Origin of the sequence: Acidovorax sp. 210-6 (assembly GCF_010020825.1) — a bacterium.
In the GTDB taxonomy this organism is placed as follows: domain Bacteria; phylum Pseudomonadota; class Gammaproteobacteria; order Burkholderiales; family Burkholderiaceae_C; genus Simplicispira; species Simplicispira sedimenti.
Genome location: NZ_JAACJE010000001.1, coordinates 936060 through 955113, shown reverse-complemented (window position 1 = coordinate 955113; position 19054 = coordinate 936060). Strand labels below are relative to the sequence as shown.

General features: G+C 58.5%; 19 protein-coding genes and 1 tRNA gene. 12 read left to right on the top strand and 8 right to left on the bottom strand.

Annotation, left to right across the window (positions count from 1 at the left end):
* The first annotated feature begins 33 nt into the window (after positions 1 to 33).
* The 10 genes from GWK50_RS19790 to GWK50_RS04450 all read left to right on the top strand — a co-directional run bounded on the left by GWK50_RS19790 (position 34) and on the right by GWK50_RS04450 (position 8300).
* Complete coding sequence (locus GWK50_RS19790) at positions 34 to 381, top strand: hypothetical protein (RefSeq protein ID WP_242455290.1); 348 nt, start codon at positions 34 to 36, stop codon at positions 379 to 381.
* On the top strand, positions 378 to 1589 hold the full coding sequence (locus GWK50_RS04490; RefSeq protein ID WP_162015493.1) for a hypothetical protein: 1212 nt from the start codon (positions 378 to 380) through the stop codon (positions 1587 to 1589). Before GWK50_RS19790 ends, GWK50_RS04490 begins: the two co-directional genes overlap by 4 nt.
* The gene (locus GWK50_RS04485) at positions 1582 to 2391 is read left to right on the top strand and encodes a CpsB/CapC family capsule biosynthesis tyrosine phosphatase (protein WP_162015492.1); all 810 of its coding nucleotides are present in this window, start codon (positions 1582 to 1584) and stop codon (positions 2389 to 2391) included. The genes GWK50_RS04490 and GWK50_RS04485 overlap by 8 nt, the downstream gene beginning before the upstream one ends.
* Before the next feature lie 442 nt (positions 2392 to 2833).
* Complete coding sequence (locus GWK50_RS04480; protein WP_162015491.1) at positions 2834 to 4096, top strand: site-specific integrase; 1263 nt, start codon at positions 2834 to 2836, stop codon at positions 4094 to 4096.
* A gap of 151 nt (positions 4097 to 4247) precedes the next feature.
* Positions 4248 to 4589: a hypothetical protein gene (locus tag GWK50_RS04475; protein WP_158384518.1), complete on the top strand. Its 342-nt coding sequence runs from the start codon at positions 4248 to 4250 to the stop codon at positions 4587 to 4589.
* Between the two features lie 294 nt (positions 4590 to 4883).
* Positions 4884 to 5405, top strand: coding sequence for a hypothetical protein (locus tag GWK50_RS04470; protein WP_162015490.1), 522 nt, complete (start codon positions 4884 to 4886; stop codon positions 5403 to 5405).
* Positions 5406 to 5652: 247 nt separating this feature from the next.
* Positions 5653 to 6459 carry a replication initiation factor domain-containing protein gene (locus GWK50_RS04465; RefSeq protein ID WP_162015489.1) on the top strand — a complete coding sequence of 269 codons (807 nt, stop codon included), beginning with the start codon at positions 5653 to 5655 and terminating at the stop codon, positions 6457 to 6459.
* A gap of 51 nt (positions 6460 to 6510) precedes the next feature.
* Entirely contained in the window at positions 6511 to 7224 is a 714-nt protein-coding gene (locus tag GWK50_RS04460) for a hypothetical protein (RefSeq protein ID WP_162015488.1), read from the top strand.
* A gap of 67 nt (positions 7225 to 7291) precedes the next feature.
* Entirely contained in the window at positions 7292 to 7720 is a 429-nt protein-coding gene (locus tag GWK50_RS04455) for a helix-turn-helix domain-containing protein (protein ID WP_162015487.1), read from the top strand.
* A 109-nt stretch (positions 7721 to 7829) separates the two neighbouring features.
* Positions 7830 to 8300, top strand: coding sequence for a hypothetical protein (locus tag GWK50_RS04450; RefSeq protein ID WP_162015486.1), 471 nt, complete (start codon positions 7830 to 7832; stop codon positions 8298 to 8300).
* Here GWK50_RS04450 and GWK50_RS04445 read toward each other — a convergent pair.
* Positions 8284 to 8898: a zinc ribbon domain-containing protein gene (locus GWK50_RS04445; RefSeq protein ID WP_162015485.1), complete on the bottom strand. Its 615-nt coding sequence runs from the start codon at positions 8896 to 8898 to the stop codon at positions 8284 to 8286. The two genes, GWK50_RS04450 and GWK50_RS04445, sit on opposite strands and share 17 nt — an antisense overlap.
* A gap of 100 nt (positions 8899 to 8998) precedes the next feature.
* Here GWK50_RS04445 and GWK50_RS04440 point away from each other — a divergent pair, with 100 nt between their 5' ends.
* Positions 8999 to 9259, top strand: coding sequence for a helix-turn-helix transcriptional regulator (locus GWK50_RS04440; RefSeq protein WP_162015484.1), 261 nt, complete (start codon positions 8999 to 9001; stop codon positions 9257 to 9259).
* Between the two features lie 212 nt (positions 9260 to 9471).
* Positions 9472 to 10923: a hypothetical protein gene (locus GWK50_RS04435; protein ID WP_162015483.1), complete on the top strand. Its 1452-nt coding sequence runs from the start codon at positions 9472 to 9474 to the stop codon at positions 10921 to 10923.
* A gap of 292 nt (positions 10924 to 11215) precedes the next feature.
* Here GWK50_RS04435 and GWK50_RS04430 read toward each other — a convergent pair.
* The 7 genes from GWK50_RS04430 to cysS all read right to left on the bottom strand — a co-directional run bounded on the left by GWK50_RS04430 (position 11216) and on the right by cysS (position 18977).
* Positions 11216 to 11308: transfer RNA gene (locus tag GWK50_RS04430), tRNA-Ser, on the bottom strand.
* A gap of 39 nt (positions 11309 to 11347) precedes the next feature.
* Positions 11348 to 12616, bottom strand: coding sequence for an aspartate kinase (locus tag GWK50_RS04425; RefSeq protein ID WP_162015482.1), 1269 nt, complete (start codon positions 12614 to 12616; stop codon positions 11348 to 11350).
* Between the two features lie 92 nt (positions 12617 to 12708).
* The gene (tilS, locus tag GWK50_RS04420; RefSeq protein ID WP_162015481.1) at positions 12709 to 13659 is read right to left on the bottom strand and encodes a tRNA lysidine(34) synthetase TilS; all 951 of its coding nucleotides are present in this window, start codon (positions 13657 to 13659) and stop codon (positions 12709 to 12711) included.
* Positions 13660 to 13793: 134 nt separating this feature from the next.
* A complete protein-coding gene (locus GWK50_RS04415; RefSeq protein ID WP_162015480.1) occupies positions 13794 to 15602 on the bottom strand; it encodes a methyl-accepting chemotaxis protein in 1809 nt (602 codons plus the stop codon).
* Between the two features lie 128 nt (positions 15603 to 15730).
* On the bottom strand, positions 15731 to 16705 hold the full coding sequence (locus GWK50_RS04410; RefSeq protein ID WP_162015479.1) for an acetyl-CoA carboxylase carboxyltransferase subunit alpha: 975 nt from the start codon (positions 16703 to 16705) through the stop codon (positions 15731 to 15733).
* Between the two features lie 190 nt (positions 16706 to 16895).
* Positions 16896 to 17555 (bottom strand): DNA-3-methyladenine glycosylase 2 family protein, encoded by a 660-nt coding sequence (locus GWK50_RS04405; protein ID WP_341474739.1) that lies wholly within the window; start codon positions 17553 to 17555, stop codon positions 16896 to 16898.
* Between the two features lie 45 nt (positions 17556 to 17600).
* Complete coding sequence (gene cysS, locus GWK50_RS04400; RefSeq protein WP_162015477.1) at positions 17601 to 18977, bottom strand: cysteine--tRNA ligase; 1377 nt, start codon at positions 18975 to 18977, stop codon at positions 17601 to 17603.
* Between the last annotated feature and the right edge of the window lie 77 nt (positions 18978 to 19054).

The following is a 19054-nucleotide window of genomic DNA, read 5'->3' as shown; positions in this document are numbered from 1 at the left end:
CCAGCAACACAGCCTGCCACCACGGCCTGGACCGTGGATGCAGAGGGCGCGCGCATGTATTTGTCAGAACTGGTCACCCGGCTGGAAAACCCCTCAGAGGCGCGTCGTGTGAATGCTCACCTCAAGAGCATGAAGGTAAAGGGCGCGTTGCTTGCCCCCGCTCTGAAATTGCTGAATGAAAGCCCAGACTTGCAGGTGCGCCAATCACATTGGACTGAAAGCGCCAGACCTGGTGTGCTGAATGTGCAAACCACGGTGGTGGTGCAGCCTAAATCGTCCGCTGCTGATCAGAGAGTTTTCAAATTCAGAGTGACGGCAGAATTCCAAGGCACCGCAGAGGGAACGATGCTTGCCACTTTGGACGTCCGGGAAAGCGAATGACTGTTGCAACCAAGCGATCACCGGTTTTGATGGTGCTTTGGTTGGGTTTGTGGCTGGGCGTCGCCGGAGTGCTCTGCTGGGTGGCCTGGCCACAGCAGATTGAGCGCGGTTGCTGGCTTGAGGAGTGGCCTTTGGACGAAAGCTGCCCTACCCTGCTTGCTCCGGTGGATAGAGTGAATCATCCTGAGATATTTCAGCAGCATCTTCAGGCAAACCCAGGCGATGCGATGGCCTACGCACGCCTGCTGTATGCACTGTGGAAGAAGCAAGACCCCTTGGCACAGGATATGTTGCGGCACGCGATGACGCTTGCGCCCAACGACTCGCGGGTGTTGATCATTCTTGCTGCCGACGGCTTGGCAAAAGAAGATTGGCCGCTTGCATCCAGGGCTTTGATTCGTTTGGTGGAGCGTGGAAACCCAGACGCACGCAAATATCTTTTGGAGCTTATGCTCAATCCTGCTACGCAGGGGGCCGTCCTGGGTCAACTCGATCACAACGCCTATTGGCTAGACGCCATGCTGGCGACTGCTCCCCCCAAAACTCCGCCGGTGTTACTACAGCAGTTTGTAAGCGAAGGGCATGCGTTGGGCGTCGTCAAAACGCAAACTGTGCTGAACATGGTAGATAAGCTCAAAGCGAGTGGTGACTGGATGGACGCGTACACGCTTTGGGTGGCTTTGCGCCAGCAGGTTGACAGCGGGTTGCACAACCCGGGCTTTGACCAGCGGTCTCTACGAAGGGGTTTCGATTGGGAATGGCCTCAGCAGGCTGCCAACAAGCAGGGCATGCGAATAACACAGGTTCCTGCTTCTCCACGGGCGGGTTCCATGTTGGAACTGGAGTTGACAGCTCGGGGATCGCTTCCGGTGTCATTGATTGGGCAAACGATGTTGGTGCTGGGTGAAAACTTCAAACTAGAAGGCCGCTATATGAGCGATCGCATGCGCTCCAAAGAAGGCCTTTCGTGGGTGCTGCGCTGCGCGGCGGGAGGAGACCGCTGGGCGCAGTCCGAGCCTCTCAAGGATACACAGCGGCAATGGCAAGGTTTTGAGATCCGCTTTAAAGTGCCGCCGGAGTGTTTTGGCATGGTGCGGCTCCAACTGGAGGCTTCTGCACTGTGGGAAGCACGTGCCGGTATGTCAGGAGTGATGTATTTTGATGATTTCAAACTGACCCCGTTGGGCATTGGACCCGCCAATGATTGACCTGCATACCCATATCCTGCCTGCCATTGACGACGGTGCAAAGACGCTGGAAGTTTCCTTGGAAATGGCTCGAATTGCCGTGTCTGACGGAACTTCCGTCATGGCTTGCACGCCGCATATCTACCCAGGGCTGTACATGAACGACAGCCCTGGCATTCATGCAGCACGGGACAAGTTGCAGCACGCTTTGGATACTTTCCATATCCCCCTGAAACTAGTGGTGGGTGCTGACGCACATTTGGTGCCAGAACTGCTGGATGGGTTGTCCAAAGGACGCGTTCCAACTTTGCATGGTTCACGCTATTTTTTGTTGGAACCTTCACACCACGTAGCTCCACCTCAGTTTGAGAACTCTGTTTTTCAAATCATGGCGGCCGGGTATGTACCGGTCATCACACACCCCGAGCGTTTGGTCTGGATCGAGCACCATTACCCGGCATTTCTGGAGCTTGCCCGACGAGGCGCATGGTTGCAGCTGACCGCAGGATCGATCGTCGGAAAGTTTGGCAAACCCGCCCGCTATTGGAGCGAAAAATTACTGGGCGACGGAGTGGTTCATCTGATCGCCAGTGACGCCCACAACACCAGCAAGCGTAACCCTGTGATGTCGGACGCACTTCCCACCTTGGAATCTGCCCTGGGCAAGGAAGAAGCCCAGCGACTGGTGCTGGACCGGCCACGGGCCATTTTGGATAACAAAGACCCAGGGGAGGTTGCAGCGGTGCCGGGACTCGCTGATTCCTCAACGTCCCATCTCAGAGCGGGCCAGCCATGGTTCAAACGGTGGTTTCGGAGGGTCTGAAAAGGGGGTATTTTTTGAGAGGTTGAGGGCATTTCTGAAAATATACCCCCAAGACTACCCCCAAAAAACCCCGGCTTCAACAGGACGCATCAGGACGGTACAGGACGAAAAAAACCCCGCTGGTCAATGACTTAGCGGGGTTTTTTGGACTGTACCGGACGGTACAGGATGCATTTCTGGCGGAAACGGAGTCCGCCGGAATCGAATTTATGAAGGTTTCTAGTTATCTCCTATCGTTGCGCTAACTTGTTGCCACACAAGGAAAAATAGCCAAAAACATATATCCAGATATTTACAGAAGTCTACCCTCTATCGTAAAATTTTGGGCGGGTGTTTGGGCGGGTAGCCACACACCCCGCTGCAATCAATTGCAGAACTCGCAATGCGACTCCCAAACAGCGATTCACATTCAAGCCAAGATCAACGCACGGGAGGGGCAGGCATGCCAAAGGTAGCCAAGGAACTAAGCGCACTGGAAGTGAAGAACCTTCCCCCCGGAGCGCATGCCGTGGGCGGGGTAGCTGGCCTGATTCTGGAAGTCAGCAGCACAGGCGGGAAGACGTGGATTCTTCGCGTCAGAACAGGCAGCAAGCGCCGGGAAATCGGTTTGGGAGGCTACCCCTCAATCTCCCTTAGCGAAGCCCGCAACAAGGCCAGAGACACGCGGGAAGCCATCGGCAAGGGGGTTGACCCGGTAGCAGAAAAGCAGGCGGCAAAGGCCGCGCTACTTGCCCAGCAATCCGCATTGAAAACCTTCAGTTGGTGCATGGACGCCTACCTCGTTGGCATGGAAGGCCAATGGAAGAACGCGAAGCACGCCGCCCAATGGCGTAGCACGCTTGAGACTTACGCCAATCCGATCATTGGCAAACTGTCCGTGCAATCAATTGCCCTGCCCCATGTGCTGGATGTGCTGAACCAGCCGCAAGCAGAAAAGGGCAATGCCGCGCTATGGGACTGCAAAAATGAAACCGCGTCCCGCCTTCGTGGGCGTGTTGAAAAGGTGTTGGATTGGGCGACAGTCCACGGCTACCGCGATGGCCTCAACCCTGCCCGCTGGAAAGGCCATCTAGACGCGATCCTGAAGAATCCCGGCAAAGTGCAGAAGACCGAGCACCACAAGTCAATCCCGCACGGGGAAATGAACCCCTTCATGCAGGCGCTGCGCCAGCAGGACGGCACGGGAGCCCGCGCCCTTGAATTCGCCATCCTATGCGCCAGCCGTAGCGGGGAAGTACGCGGGGCAGCGTGGGAAGAATTCGACCTGAAGAAAGGACTATGGACTATCCCCGGAGAACGCATGAAGGCAGGCAAGCCTCACACCGTGCCACTGTCAAAGCAGGCCCTGCAACTGATTGCAGCAATCGAGCCCACGGCAGGCACTGACCTTGTTTTCCCATCCCCACGGGGCAAGGTGCTTTCCGACATGACCCTGACCGCAGTCATGCGCCGCATGCAGCTTGAAGCAGTCCCCCATGGTTTCCGGTCAACCTTCCGCACATGGGGCGGGGAGCAAACCGCATACCCCCGTGACCTGTTGGAAACAGCCCTCGCCCACACGCTGGAAAGCAAAGTGGAAGCCGCCTACATGCACGGCACCCAAATTGAAAAACGCAGAAAACTAATGCAGGATTGGGCGGATTATGTCGATTTACCAAAATCGCAGGGAGAAAACATATTGCCGTTGAAATCCGTGAATGCGTGAATGCGTGACTATTGACGCCAGTAGAGGACTTGATACAATTAGCGCAACCTCATAAGTCAATGGAGTGCCGAGGGAAGCTGTAGGGCTTCCGCGCACTCCTTTTTTGTGCCTGAAGCCTTGCAATCTGTATTCGATTGTATGAGGCAGAAAAATGGCACTGAAGATTATCAAGAAGGGCGATGCACCCGCGCCCCAAGCAACCGCAGCAGCGGTTAGCGTAGCCGCTACCCCAGCGGCACCACTCCCCACGCCAGAGAAACCAAAAAAAGGGCAGGCAAAGCGCCTTCCTGTTGACGGCATCCGCCTTGACCTTCCAATGCGCTTACGCACGGGTCATATGCTGTCATTGTTTGGCGTGTCTGGTGCGCAGTTCTACAAACTACGCAAGCTGGGGAAAATCCCAAAACCAGCGGGCCACATAGGCACCGGCGAGCGCCCCGCGCCCTATTGGATCACCACCGAGATTGCGCCCTTCATTTTTTCCTCGCAATAGGTGGCGCAATGGCTAACAGCACTTCCCGGCTGGGGCAGCGCCCATTCAAAAGCCTATTGCGTGAATGCAATGCGTGGCTTGCAGATAGCGGCCTTCGCGTACGTGATTGGGCTATGGGCGATCCTAATATACCGCCTAGCAAGCGCTTCTATCTGGAAACCGCTGATTCAGACGATTGGGACGTGATTCCTTGCCTACGCACTTTCCATGCGGAATTGCAGGCAAAACACGCCACACAAAACACCATAGTTGCAGGATAAGTCTGCAATCAATTGCAGAGAGAAGTAATCAGAAATGACAGACAGAGAATATATGGAGCAGGAGCTATTGTTTGAAGATAGCTACAGCCGTCTTCCCCGACTCCTTGAACACACCTTTGATTTATACGCCGACGACTGGCTGCACTTGCTGGGGGAGTCATGGGAGTGCTGCGACAACATCGGGCCGTATCTAGATGAAATTCGAGAGACAGTCACCTATCACTGGCCGCTCACACCGATCTGGCAAATGATGGATGCAAAAGAAATTGCCGCATTCGATGCACTGCCCGATGTGTTGACCATTTATCGAGGATGCTATGAAATCAACAAGTGGGGTGCAAGCTGGTCACTTAATCGTGATGTGGCTGAGAAATTTCCGCACCTCACGCGCTATAGCAATGAAGGACGCCCCCTGCTAATCAAGGCGACGATTCCCAAGAACAGGGTGGCCGCGCTGAAACTGGGGCGTGGAGAAGAAGAGATTGTGACGTTCCTTCGTCCAAAGTGCATTTCAATATCAACGGCGCGACAGCGAGAATATGCGGCAGTGGCTTAGATAAAAAAATCCCCCGCATACTGGCAGGCATACGGGGGAAATTCTCTGAGCAAGAGAAGGAATGAGCCTCCATTATAACAGCCAGTCACTGGCAATAACAATGCCCCATTCTTAAATCATCCCATCCTCTAGTAAGGGGGTTTAGGGAAGATGAAAGAGAGGATGAAGGGGTAAAAAGAAGAGCATGGAATGAATGAAAGGGTCAGCCATGGCCGTAGTCATAGCGCAGAGAAGGAAGATAGACAGAATGAAAATAACTGTACCCTTGAACCCAGATCAGTACAGCGTAGCCCTGTCTATCCTTCATGGGATTGCAGATGTAGCAGACTCTCCAAATCTGAAGCATTGGCGGGGGCAGTACGGATCACGCTTGATGCTGAAGAGTGGCCTCCAATCAATTGCACAGGTCAGCACGGGTATAAGCAAGACGCAATACCGATATTGGCAGTGGGAGCTATGGCCGGATCACATCGCCCGCAATGAATACGCTCTAGCATGGGAAGAATTTCAAGCCCTCTTCAACATCCTTGCCGCAGATCATGACCCGGTTTACAGCCTGGATCATGCAATGGATATGGGAAAGATGTCCTACCTTGAGATTGCCCGTGATTTTATCGGAGTTAATAAGCAAGACTTGTTTCCCTGGACTGCCCACGCAAAAAAGGGTGACATTTGGCAAAAGGGCATTGAAAAGGGTTCAATTTACGTTGGCGGCAAGGATAGCCCCCGTCAATTTGTGATTTATGACAAGCGCCTGCAATTGATTGCAAAGGGGCAGCACTGCCCATACCCGTCATTAGTCAGAGTGGAAGTCAGATTGAGGCACCCCGGAATTCTGGCAAGAGATTTAGACCAGCTTGAAGATCCTTTCCAATCATTGCACATTGCCAGTTTTTCAAAGGCTCGTGCTTTGTCAAAAGAAAAACAGTGGCAGTCATTCATTCAGAATGCATCAAATAATGGTGCATCAATGGCATTTTCTCAATTATCAAAGCATTACAGGAAAATCTACCGAGAGCGCTTAACCGAATGCACGGCCAAATGGTGGAACTAAATCAATGGATCAGATAAAATATGACCATGCACATTCGCAAAGGATCGGGTCATGAAAATTAAAACCATTGCGCGAGAGTTGAAAAATGCTGATGTCCGCTTTATCAGCCTTGTTTCTCGTGGCGCAAACCGCATCCCATTTCGTATTCTCAAAAAATCTTCTGAAGGGGAAAATCAAATGATCGACCTGACCACGTTGCGCCCCGTTCTGAAGGGCGAGAAAATCCAAGCGCCCGCTAAAAAGGCCGCAAATCTGCCCGGTTTCGCGCAGATTTTGGGGGCGAGCGTTTCCCGTGACATTGGCACCCCAGCGCCAGCCGTACCAGTTGCCCCTGCAAAGCCAGTGCAGCCCCTGCAATCAATTGCAGCGAGCACCCGAGATACACACGCACCGGCCAGCGGGGGCAAACCTACACGGCAGGCGTTCAACACGCCCAAACAACCGGCCAGCACGTTGCCAGCGGCAAGCCGTGACAACCCCGTGACCTACGCCAGTTTGCAGGCCGCAATTGATGCCGCCATGGGCAAGCAACGCGACGAAGCCAAGGCCGCAGCGTTCAACCAGTCGCGCAGCGCCTTCAGCCGCATTCACAAATCCACGGCACCCGATGCCCGTAGTGGCATCGGCAACGCCCACGCGCTGCGGAATTTTGGGGGACGCATGGCCGCTGCCATTTTGGGCGGCACAGCACGCAAGGATGAAGGCCACAGCCTGCCCCATAACACCGGGTTCCGTGCCGTGTCTGGTGCCAGCTTGAAGGGCTAACCGGCCATGCTGCAATTGATTGCAGCGACCGCCGCACCTTCACCAATGTTCAGGAATGTTCAGCCCCATGGAACAAGCACCAGCCACCGACAAACAGCCTACCGGCCTATCTGCAAAGCAGGTTCAGGCCGTGTATGCGCTGGCAGCGGGGGCAAGCAGGAAGGCCACTGCAAAGGCGCTGGGGATGGAGCCCCACACCCTCACGCGCTGGGGCCAGCTACCGGCATTCCGTGCCTTGCTTGGGCAGGTGACAGCCAGCATAGAAGCTGACTCCCTCTATGCCGTGAAGGTGCAACGGTTGAAGGCGCTGGATACCTTGTCTGACCTCATGGACGAACAACACCCCGCACAGGTGCGATTGTCAGCAGCACGGGCAGCGCTGGATTTACCAGCCCCCGCACTCACGCCAGTTGAAGACGCGAACGCACTTTTTGAAGGTGTGATGAAGCACTTCAAGAAACAGGAAGAAGCCCATGGAATCGGCCCCAAACACTAGCCCGCGCCTCAAGCCCGCCGCCCCATACAGCAGCGATCCCCGAGAGCGTTTTGAAGCCCAGCGCATGGAAGGCGATTGCAAGGGCCATAGCCCAGCTACACGCGCTGCCATGGCATGGGTCATTGCTGCCACCGTACCGGATGCTCGTGCATCCCAACTTGCAATGTGGGCGGATGCGCAACTATGGCAGGCAGCAAAAGCAGCGTATAAGGTGAACCCTGAAGTCCTGCACACGCTGCCCGATAGCATCCTGCAATCAATTGCATGGGGGGAAGCCGTAGCCCTGCAATGGGGCTTGCGCGGGCAGACGGAAGACCTACCGACAGGCCCCGACCTTTTCGCCATCATTAATGCAGCATCCCCCGGCTTTGGCGATGCCATCAAGGTGCTGGTCTATGACGTTGACCTACCGCCCTTCAATGACTTGCGATGGAAGCTGCAAAGCTACGTTGAAGACCCCTTCAAGCCATCTTTCAACAACTGGCTTTGCCTGCCCTGGTGGCGGGATCAGAGCCTAGACGAATCCAGCGCCTTGAAGGAGTCGCTTGCGATGCTTGAAATGCCTACTGATAGACGTTGACGCTATCCACTGCAAAATTTTTGTAGCTCAGTTGCAGTCTTGCACGCTTGCGCCCGTCAGTTGTCGGAACGTTGAAGTATTCGATTTCACGCCCGCCGATGTTCTGCACCGAAGCAGGTTCACCAAGAATGTCATTGACAAAGGCGCGCGGTTTTTCGCGCAGTAGTCGGGGGTAGGTGCCAGAGTCACAAACCTGATGCTCTAGGCATCCGCGCAGTAGCTTTGCATCTTCCTTGGTTTCCGCATCCCACTGTTCGCGGGCGTCAGCGCTCAGTTTGGCGAGTCGGGCAGTGCTTGCCCTGACTTCATCCAACGCCTTTTGCTGCCCCTCAGTCAGCTTTTCCTCGATTGGCGGGGGTGCCTTTGGCGCTTCGGGGGCGCGCACTGCAGGCGCTTTCTGCGGCGCGCTTGCAACGGGCGTCACTTTGTCCTTCTTGGGCAGGATCGCCGCAACTAGCCCGATGGCGAACACGATCAGCAACCACTTGCCGATGCCGCCTTTGCTCTTCTTCGCGGGGGCCGATGTCCCGCAGTGCGGGCAAGTCTTCGCCTCTGTGCTGACCTGCTTGCCGCACTCCTTGCACGTTGTCATTGCCATGCTGCATCACTCCTCATAGCTTGGTTCACACAATTCTAACTATAGGTGGAAGACTGAAGCGCGACAAAGCCAGATGCTTTGCTCACTTTAGTGGGCATACATGACAGGACTGGAAAAGGCTTTTGGTAGTGCGTTGCGCGAGATGCGCAATCAGCGGGCGTTGTCTCAAGAGGCGTTGGCCTTTGAGGCAGAGCTTGCCCGCAACTACATCAGCCAGCTTGAGCTAGGCAGCAAGTCCCCGAGTCTGCGAACCATCTTCAAGCTGTGCAAGGTGCTGGAAATCAGCCCTGCAACAATGATTGAAGATGTTGAGCGTAGGATGGATGCACCCAAGAAGACTCTTACCACCCCTGCCCGGTAAGTTCAGCAGCAAGGATAGACGCCCTCCTGCAACTGATTGCAGGATAGCCTGCATGCACCCCAAAAGCTGGCTGTCCCTGCCGTGGTGACCGGATCAAATGGCGGCGTAGCCAACGCCTCCAAGATCAATTCAATATTAATTCTCTTCCCCTTTCCGGCCAAGCTGCTACATTCTGATGCATTCTTATGCGCATCAAGCGAGAGGGAAGGCTTATGGCGACTGTCAATCCGAAGACACGAGTTTCAACATACTACAAACTTGGTCGGGATCAAACGACTCTAGATTTTGTTGATGTGCCGATAGGGAATGATATTCCTGTGTTTCTTGATCCAAGTCGCTTGCGCAGCATGGACTCCACTTGGGCATCAGAATGCACATCATTGCTTCAGCACTTTTTTGAAAATCTTCTTGAGCATGTAAGAAATAACTCCCAAGCCGCTGGGCTGGCTATGCTGGAAGGTCTTTCAGAGCGCAATGAATTTCACTTAGGGCTTTCCAAAGGGCGCTCTCAGGGCAGCGGTTTAGGGTCAGTTTTTGCCCTTAGATTTTGGATGGCGCTGACTAAGAGCAAAGCCGGGTCTACTGGCTTACTTAAAGACTTAGAGGATGCATGCTTATTCATAGAAGGAGTTGGGCCTGATCGAATTTCCGATGCAACATGCAATATTATCCGGGGGCCTTTAATTAGATATACACAGGAAATGTGTCACTACTATGGAATCCCTATGGATAAGCAAGTTCCATCAGGTCCCGTGTGGAACCCGATCAGTGGACGATGGGAAGATTCTCTAGTCGAACTGCCAACCACCAAATACGGAACACTTTTACTTGTACCAAAAATTGCGGTACGCCACCGATTTGTCTACGATTCGACAAAATATTACACGCACTATCTGTTGCCTCTAATGCAAGAGCATGAAAAATCAATCAATTCTGGATTGGTACATGTTCTCTTAGATGGCAGAAAAAGGGTTACAAAGAAAGACCTAAAAGAAAAATATGGCGTAGACAAGCTAGTTATTGCCGATAAAACACTTCAGCATCCTACTGGACTTGATAAATATCGGGAAGATGCTCGTCGCACTTCCACACCGCTATCGCACGTTCAGTTGGCAGAAATTGAAAATATAAGCAACCCGAGATTCGATAAATTATTGTCAGACTTGATAAAAATTCCTACTGGAAAAACCAGCGCCACTGATTATGAAAATGCGGTGGAAGCATTGCTCAGTGCCCTGTTTTTTCCATCGCTCTCATTCCCGCAGAAACAGACCAAAATTCATGAGGGCAGAAAGCGAATTGATATAACTTACGTCAATAATTCGCGCGATGGATTTTTTCGTTGGCTATCTTCAAATTATCCGGCTGCACATATTTTTGTGGAATGTAAAAATTATGGCAAGGAAGTAGAAAACCCTGAAATTGATCAGTTGTCGGGGCGTTTTGGCCCTAGTCGTGGTCAAGTTGGATTGCTTGTCTGTAGATCACTCGAAAATGAAAATCTGCTTTCAAGGCGCTGCATCGACACGGCCCATGATCATCGCGGATTCATTGTTCATCTAACGGATGAAGATTTAACTACCTTGGTTAAGGATTACTCCGCATCGAACGGTGGCAGTGACTACCCGTTGCTGCGGAGAAAATTCAATGCGTTGGTGCTGTAGACGCGTTTGCCTTCGAGAACGCAACCCGTCATGGTGATGCGGCCCTATTGGTCGCAAGCGTCTACGGGTGACAGTGACCCTGCATCCGACAAAGGGCAAGGCAATCCGGTCTAGCTTCGACTTTTCAAGCGATCCTGGCTATGTGTTCATGCCAAGCGCAACACCTTGAGGCTAGCCGATGCCCGCTGCAATCAAGTGCAAGCCTACCGGGTTGACTTTGGGCGGGTGTTTGGGCGGGGCGAAGGGTCGCAAAAGAAAAACCCTAAGTGAATCAATCACTTAGGGTCAATCTTGGCGGAAACGGAGGGATTCGAACCCTCGATGAGGCTCTACACCCCATACTCCCTTAGCAGGGGAGCACCTTCGGCCACTCGGTCACGTTTCCAGGCAATCCCGCTATTATGCCTCAGTTTGAGGCCGTTTTTCACTCTGCGGGCTTGTCGAGGTCGAAGGCCGTGTGCAGGGCACGCACGGCCAGCTCCAGATACTTCTCGTCGATGACGACCGACGTCTTGATTTCGGAGGTGGAAATCATCTGGATGTTGATGCCCTCTTCGCTCAGCACGCGGAACATGGTGCTGGCCACGCCCACGTGGCTGCGCATGCCGATACCGACGATGCTCACCTTGCAGATCTTGGCGTCGCCCACCACGTCCTGGGCGCCCAGCGCCGGAAGGACCTTTTCCTTGAGCAGCTCGATGGCGCGCGCATAGTCGTTGCGATGCACGGTGAAGCTGAAGTCGGTCTTGCCGTCCTTGCTCAGGTTCTGGATGATGACATCGACTTCGATGTTGGCATCGGCCACGGGGCCGAGGATGCGGTAGGCGATGCCGGGGGTGTCGGGCACGCCGAGCACGGAAATCTTGGCTTCATCGCGGTTGAAGGCGATGCCGGATACGACGGCTTGTTCCATTTTTTCGTCTTCCTCAAAAGTGATCAGCGTGCCGGACTTGGCTTCTTCGTTGATGTCGATGTCCCAGGGCGTGAAGCTGGAGAGCACGCGCATGGGCACCTTGTACTTGCCGGCGAATTCGACCGAGCGGATCTGCAGCACCTTGCTGCCAAGGCTGGCCATTTCCAGCATTTCCTCGAAGCTCACCGTGGTCAGGCGGCGGGCGGCGGGCGCCACGCGCGGATCGGTGGTGTAAACGCCATCGACGTCGGTGTAGATCAGGCACTCGTCGGCCTTCATCGCGGCCGCCACGGCCACGGCGGAGGTGTCGGAGCCGCCCCGGCCCAGCGTGGTGATGTGGCCGTGTTCGTCGATGCCCTGGAAGCCGGTGACGATCACCACCTTGCCGGCGGCCAAGTCGCCACGCACGCGCTGGTCGTCAATGGATTCGATGCGTGCCTTGGTGTAGCTGCTGTCGGTGCGGATGGGCACCTGCCAGCCGGCGTAGCTGACGGATTCCATGCCTTCGGCCTGCAGCGCAATGGCCAGCAGCGCCGAAGAGGCCTGCTCGCCCGTGGCGGCCAGCATGTCGAGCTCGCGGTGGTAGGCCTGCGTGGCGCGCTCGGGCGCCAGTTCCTTGGCCAGGGCCAGCAGGCGGTTGGTCTCGCCGCTCATGGCGCTGGGCACCACGACCATCTGGTGGCCTGCGCGTGCCCATTTGGCCACGCGCTTGGCGACGTTGCGGATGCGCTCGGGCGAACCCATCGAGGTGCCGCCGTATTTGTGAACGATCAATGCCATGGGAGAGCTGTGTGACGAATCCGGTGGCTGCGGCGCGGGGTGGACACTGTTTTGGTGGGCGCCGCCAGGCTTCGTGCAGTTGGGGCCAAAACTCAGGGATTGTACCAACGCAGGCCATCGCCATCGCGTACCACCATCCCGCGCCCGGCCTTGAGATGGATCTGGTGGCCGCGCGTGCGGCAGGCGTCGAGCTGCAACAGCAGCGCCTGCAGTTGTGCAGCGCTGGGGGTGGTGTGGTGTGCCTGGCGCAGCCAATGGCGCAGCACATTGGCCTGGCGCGCTCGACCCAGTTGTTGCAGCGCGGCAATGCGCGGCGGGCAGCCCACCTGGGCCAGGTCCTGCGCCGCCAACTCCTGCAGCAGCTCGCTGGCCTGGGCGGCATGTGCTGCACTGCGGGCAAAGGTATCGCGAAACGCGGGGAAGGCGGCCTCCAGCGCAGGCAGCAGTTGCGCACGGATGCGGTTGCGCGTGTACTGCGGATTCTGGTTGCTGGGGTCTTCCACCCAATCCTGGCCACGCGCGCGCAGCCAGTCGCGCACATGGACGCCGGGCACTTGCAGCAGCGGACGGTACCAATGCAGCCCCGCCGCCCGCCAATGCGCCGGCATGGAGGCCAGCCCCGCCACCCCGGCACCGCGCGACAAGGCCAGCAGCAGGGTTTCGACCTGGTCATCCGCATGCTGCGCCAATGCTATTGATTTGATAGCTAGCTCCGCAATACCAGAAAGCGCTGCAGCTTCAATACACTGGTATCTTGCAATGCGTGCCGCATCCTCGGGGCTCTGCCCCGGTGCCGCGCGCGCATCCACACGCTGCACGACCAGGGGCACACCCAGGCGCTGGCACAGCGTGGTGCATTGCTGCTCGAAGGCGTCGGCGGCGTCCTGCAAACCGTGGTGCACATGGACGGCCGCCACCTGGCCCGGCCATCGTGCCGCGCAGGCCAACAGCAAGGCCGTGGAATCGGCCCCGCCGCTGAAGGCGACCGCCAGGGGCAGCACGGGGTCAAACCCCGCCATGGCCTCATCGATCGCCAAGGTCACCGGCGGGCTCCAGAAAATTGCACTGTGCACATGCGCTGATTGTGCGACAGGTCGCCCTGCGTGGACGCGCGGTAGCGCGCAGGCTGCGCGGTGCGCCGCGCTTCAGTCCCCTGCGCAAGGGGAGAAAATCCGCGTCACGACGCCAGGCGGAAGCTCCCCACCACCTCGGTCAGGCGCACGGACTGGTCCTTGAGGCTTTGCGCCGCTGCGGCGCTTTCCTCGACCAAGGCGGCGTTCTGTTGCGTCATCTGGTCCAGGTGGCCCACGGCCTGTCCGACCTCGGCAATGCTGGTGCTTTGCTCGTTGGTCGAGGCCGCGATCTCGGCCATGATGTCGGACACCCGCTGCACGGCCTGCACCACTTCAGACATGGTGGTGCCCGCATCGTTGACGAGGCGCGAGCCGTTGGAGACCTGCTCCACCGAGGTGCCAATGAGCTGCTTGATCTCCTTGGCCGCCTCGGCGCTGCGCCCTGCCAGCGCACGCACCTCGCTGGCCACCACGGCAAAGCCACGCCCCTGCTCGCCGGCACGTGCGGCTTCCACGGCGGCGTTGAGTGCCAGGATGTTGGTTTGAAAGGCAATGCCGTCGATCACCTGGATGATGTCCTCGATCTTGCGCGAAGCGGCGTTGATCTGATCCATGGTGCGCACCACGTCCCCCACCACCTGGCCTCCGCGCTGCGCCACAGTGGAGGCCTGGGCCACCATCTGGTTGGCCTGGCGCGCGGCATCGGCGTTGTGGCGCACGGTTTCGGTCAACTGCTGCATCGATGCGGTGGTTTCCTCCAGGCTGGAAGCCGTCAGCTCGGTGCGGCTGCTCAGGTCCTGGTTGCCAGTGGCGATCTCTTCGGCGGCCACGCGTACCGAGCCACTGGCATCGCGGATCTGCACCAGCACGCCGGCGAGCTTGCTGGCAAAACTGTTGAAACCCTCGGCAATCTGCGCCAGTTCGTCCTCGCCATGGGCGTCGATGCGGCGCGAAAGGTCGCCCTCGCCCGAACCAATGTTGCGCATGGCATCGCGCACCTGCGTCAGGCGCCGCAGCCGCTGCGCCAGAATGCCTGCCAGCACCGTACCTGCCACCACCAGCACCACCAGCCCGGTCAGCACCGACACCTGCAGCATGGTACCGATGGCCGACAGCGCCTCGGCCTTGTCCAGCGCAATGGCCAACATCCAGCCCGTGCCCTCCACCGGCGCGACGGCCAGCAGCACGGGGCGGCCCTGCAGGTCCATGCCCTTGAGCTCGGCACTGCGCGCCATTTCAGCCAATGCCGCCGCAGACAACTGGGGCGAAAGCTCTGCCGCTGGCTTCAGGGCCAGCTTCACCTCCGGGTGGGCGATGATGTTGCCGTCCCCCCCCACCAGGAAGGCGTAGCTGGAGGGGGTGGGCTTGATCGAGGCCACATTGGCCACCACCGCCGCCAGCGAGACATCGCCCGCCATCACCGCCTTGATGTCACTGCCCTGGCGCGCCGCCTGGGCAAAGGTCACCACCAAGCCAGCACCACCCGCATCGGCATAGGGCGCCGTCAGAATGCCCCCCTGTGCCGCGGCAGCCTGCTGGTACCAGGGACGGGCCGTAGGATCGTAGTCGGGCGGCAAATTCTGCGGCTCGGAGAACACCGTGCGCTTGTCCGCGTAACCAAGGTAGGTGGTGTGAAAGCTGCCTGCCTTTTGCAGCATGTTGAGGTAGCGCGCCGGGTCTGCCTCTTCGAGGACGGCAGCCGAGGACTGGACGATGGCCGCCTTGGCGCGCACCCAGTCGCGCAGGGCCTCTGTGTGGCTCAGGGCCAATGCGCGCGACTGGGCACTGAGCTGGCTGTAGGCCTGGCTGCGCACCGATAGGTAGTTGGCCGTGGCCAGGGCACCCAGACCCGCTAGCAGGCAGACCACACAAATCAGCAAGATTTGACCCCGCAGGGTCTTGAGGATGGCCATGGTGCTCTCCTATGTCCGCCTGCTGAGGCGGCTTTGGAGAAGATATTACATCTGGATGCAATTGGCTGCCCACGGGTTTGCACGCGCCCGTGGGCCTGGCGCCACGATGGCGCCCCACCTGCGCCAGATCAGTGGTCGGCCTTGGTGTCGGTAAAGCGCCCGTAGCTCTGCAGGCGCTCGTAGCGGCGGTCGAGCAGGTCCTTCACCTTCAGGTCCGCCACCTGGCGGAAAGCATCGCCCAGGGCACGCTTGAGCAGCGAGGACATTTGCTTGGGGTCGCGGTGGGCACCGCCCACGGGCTCGTTGACGATTTTGTCCACCAAACCCAGCGCCTTGAGGCGGTGCGCCGTGATGCCCAGGGCCTCGGCCGCCTCCTGGGCCTTGTCGCTGGTCTTCCAGAGGATGGAAGCGCAGCCCTCGGGGCTGATGACGGAGTACACGGAGTACTGCAGCATCAACACCTGGTCGGCCACGGAGAGCGCCAGCGCGCCGCCCGAGCCACCCTCACCGATGATGGTGGTGATGATGGGCACTTCGAGTTGCGCCATCTCGTAGATGTTGCGGCCGATGGCTTCGGACTGGCCGCGCTCCTCGGCGTCGATGCCGGGGAAGGCGCCGGGCGTGTCCACAAAGGTGAACACGGGCAGCTTGAACTTCTCGGCCGTCTTCATCAGACGCAGGGCCTTGCGGTAGCCCTCGGGCCGCGTCATGCCGAAATTGCGCGCAGCACGCTCCTTGGTGTCGCGTCCCTTCTGGTGGCCCAGCACCATGCATGCGTGGCCGTTGAAGCGCGCCAGGCCGCCGACGATGGACAGGTCGTCAGCAAAGTGCCGGTCGCCGTGCAGCTCCACGAAGTCGGTGAACAGGTCCCGCACATAGTCCAGCGTGTAGGGCCGCTCGGCGTGGCGGGCTATTTTTGTGATCTGCCAGGGCGAGAGGCTGGAGTAGATGTCCTTGGTGAGCTGCTGACTCTTCTTGCTGAGCTGCTCGATCTCGTCGGAAATATCGACCGCACTTTCCGTCTGCACATAGCGCAGCTCTTCGATCTTGGTTTCGAGTTCGGCAATCGGGGACTCGAAGTCCAGGAAGGTTTTTTTCGCCAAGATGGTTCTCCTCTTGTCTTTCAAATATCCATGCGCTGCGCGCTACGGGCAAAACCGGCGCTGCCCAGGCCAGGGCTCCCGCGCAAGGGCCGCTCCGCAGCGCCGGGAGCGTCCCCCTGCCCGCAGCGCACAGCGCCGCGAGAGCGGGGGGAAGGCGCAAAGCGCCTCAGGGGGGTGCCACTCCATATCTTCAATACGTCACCGGCAGCGGGTCCAGCGAGCGCCAAATATACCAAGTGGCCACGCTGCACCAGGGCTGCCAGGCCTGGGCCACCTCGCGGGCGTCGCTGCGGCTGACCGGGTCGCCGGAAAAATAGTTCTGGCTGATGCCGTTGATCAGCCCCACGTCGTCCAGAGGCAGCACGTTGGGCCGCAGCAGGTGGAAGATGAGGAACATCTCGGCCGTCCAGCGGCCGATGCCACGGATCGCCACCAGCTCGGCGATGATGGCCTCGTCGTCCATGCCGTGCCAGCCGTCCACATGCAGCTTGCCCGCGTCGAAATGCAGGGCCAGGTCCACCAGGTACTCGACCTTGCGTGCCGACAGGCCCGCCGCCCGCATGTCGTCGATCTTGAGCTTGAGCACGGCCGCGGGCGTCATGGCACGCGGCAGCGCGGCAAAGCGCTCCCACACCGTCTGCGCGGCCTTGACCGAGATCTGCTGACCCACGATGCTGCGCGCCAGCGTGACGAAGGCATCTCCGCGTGACTGCAGCACGGCGTCACCGTACTGGGGGATCAGGCGCTTCATCACCCGGTCCTTCTTCATGAGGTGCTTGCACGCCTCGGCCCAATAGCCGGGCGAGGCCGGGCCGGACGCCTCAACCGCTATCTTTTTAGTAGCTGGCACCGCTTACCCCATATGCCTTGGAAGCCAATTTCATCTTTAAAAACATCACGCCGCAGCTTCCCAGGTGGTGCCTGTGGGTGAGTCCTTGAGCACGATGCCCTGCTCCAGCAGCTCCTTGCGGATGCGGTCGGCCTCGGCAAAGTTCTTGGCTGCCTTGGCCGCAGCGCGCGCGGCGATCTGGGCCTGGATGGCGGCCTCGTCGAACCCCGCACCGGCCTGCAGAAAGGCCTGCGGATTTCCCTGCAACAGGCCCAGGCATCCGCCCAAGGCCTTGAGCAGGCCTGCGGCTTGCGCCGACTGGCTGCGATTGACTTCACCCGCCAGCTCGAACAGCACGGCCACGGCCTCGGGCGTGCCAAAGTCTTCGTCCATGGCCGCCTTGAAGCGCGCGGCATGGGGCTCTGCCCAGTCGATGGCCACCTCGGCCGGCGCCACCAGCGACAGCGCGGTGTACAGGCGCTTGAGCGCGGCGCGGGCGTCGTCCAGGTGCATGTCGCTGTAGTTCAGCGGGCTGCGGTAGTGGCTGCGCACGACGAAGAAGCGCACTGTCTCGGCGTCGTACTCCTTGAGCACATCGCGGATGGTGAAGAAGTTGCCCAGGCTCTTGGACATCTTCTCGTTGTCCACGTTGATGAAGCCGTTGTGCATCCAGAAGCGCGCCAGCGGCTGGCCGTGGGCGCCCTCGCTCTGGGCGATCTCGTTCTCGTGGTGCGGAAACTGCAGGTCGGCGCCGCCGCCGTGGATGTCAAAGCTCTGCCCCAGCAGCTCGCAGCCCATGGCCGAGCATTCAATGTGCCAGCCCGGCCGACCCTCGCCCCAGCGGCTGGGCCATTTCACCTCGGCGGGCTCGGTGGGCTTGGCGCTCTTCCAGAGCACGAAGTCGAGCGGGTCGTCCTTGCCCTCCTGCACGGCCACGCGCTCGCCAGCCTGCAACTCGTCGAGCGACTTGCCAGAAAGCTTGCCGTAGCCGGGGAACTTGCGCACGGCGTAGTTCACGTCGCCATTGCCCGCCTGGTAGGCCAGGCCCTTGCCTTCGAGCTGGCCGATCAGCGACAGCATCTGCGGCACGTAGTCGGTGGCACGAGGTTCATGGTCGGGGCGCTGGATACCCAGGGCGTCGGCGTCCTCGCGCAACGCCGCGATCATGCGATCGGTCAGGCTGCGGATGGTCTCGCCGTTCTGCACGGCGCGCTGGATGATCTTGTCGTCGATGTCGGTGATGTTGCGCACGTAGGTCACGCGCAGGCCGCTGGCGCGCAGCCAGCGCTGCACCACGTCGAAGGCCACCATCGAGCGCGCATGGCCCAGATGGCACAGGTCGTACACGGTCATGCCGCACACATACATGCGCACATGGCCGGGTTCGAGCGGGGAAAAATCCTCCAATGCACGCGACAGCGTGTTGTAGATACGCAAGCTCATGGGATGGTGTTCAGGAAATGAAGGGGGGGTGGTTGCCGCGCCGAAAACGCAGTCGGGCACGACGGGTTCGCAGCGCC

Bases quoted from the DNA above. Each gene is read 5' to 3' on its own strand.
- GWK50_RS04485 (WP_162015492.1), top strand. From the start codon at position 1,582: ATGATTGACCTGCATACCCATATCCTGCCTGCCATTGACGACGGTGCA.
- GWK50_RS04425 (WP_162015482.1), bottom strand. From the start codon at position 12,616: ATGGCATTGATCGTTCACAAATACGGCGGCACCTCGATGGGTTCGCCC.
- GWK50_RS04480 (WP_162015491.1), top strand. From the start codon at position 2,834: ATGCCAAAGGTAGCCAAGGAACTAAGCGCACTGGAAGTGAAGAACCTT.
- GWK50_RS04440 (WP_162015484.1), top strand. From the start codon at position 8,999: ATGACAGGACTGGAAAAGGCTTTTGGTAGTGCGTTGCGCGAGATGCGC.
- GWK50_RS04475 (WP_158384518.1), top strand. From the start codon at position 4,248: ATGGCACTGAAGATTATCAAGAAGGGCGATGCACCCGCGCCCCAAGCA.
- GWK50_RS04435 (WP_162015483.1), top strand. From the start codon at position 9,472: ATGGCGACTGTCAATCCGAAGACACGAGTTTCAACATACTACAAACTT.
- GWK50_RS04455 (WP_162015487.1), top strand. From the start codon at position 7,292: ATGGAACAAGCACCAGCCACCGACAAACAGCCTACCGGCCTATCTGCA.
- GWK50_RS04415 (WP_162015480.1), bottom strand. From the start codon at position 15,602: ATGGCCATCCTCAAGACCCTGCGGGGTCAAATCTTGCTGATTTGTGTG.
- GWK50_RS04450 (WP_162015486.1), top strand. From the start codon at position 7,830: ATGGCATGGGTCATTGCTGCCACCGTACCGGATGCTCGTGCATCCCAA.
- GWK50_RS04460 (WP_162015488.1), top strand. From the start codon at position 6,511: ATGAAAATTAAAACCATTGCGCGAGAGTTGAAAAATGCTGATGTCCGC.
- GWK50_RS04445 (WP_162015485.1), bottom strand. From the start codon at position 8,898: ATGGCAATGACAACGTGCAAGGAGTGCGGCAAGCAGGTCAGCACAGAG.
- GWK50_RS04470 (WP_162015490.1), top strand. From the start codon at position 4,884: ATGACAGACAGAGAATATATGGAGCAGGAGCTATTGTTTGAAGATAGC.
- GWK50_RS04465 (WP_162015489.1), top strand. From the start codon at position 5,653: ATGAAAATAACTGTACCCTTGAACCCAGATCAGTACAGCGTAGCCCTG.
- cysS (WP_162015477.1), bottom strand. From the start codon at position 18,977: ATGAGCTTGCGTATCTACAACACGCTGTCGCGTGCATTGGAGGATTTT.
- GWK50_RS04490 (WP_162015493.1), top strand. From the start codon at position 378: ATGACTGTTGCAACCAAGCGATCACCGGTTTTGATGGTGCTTTGGTTG.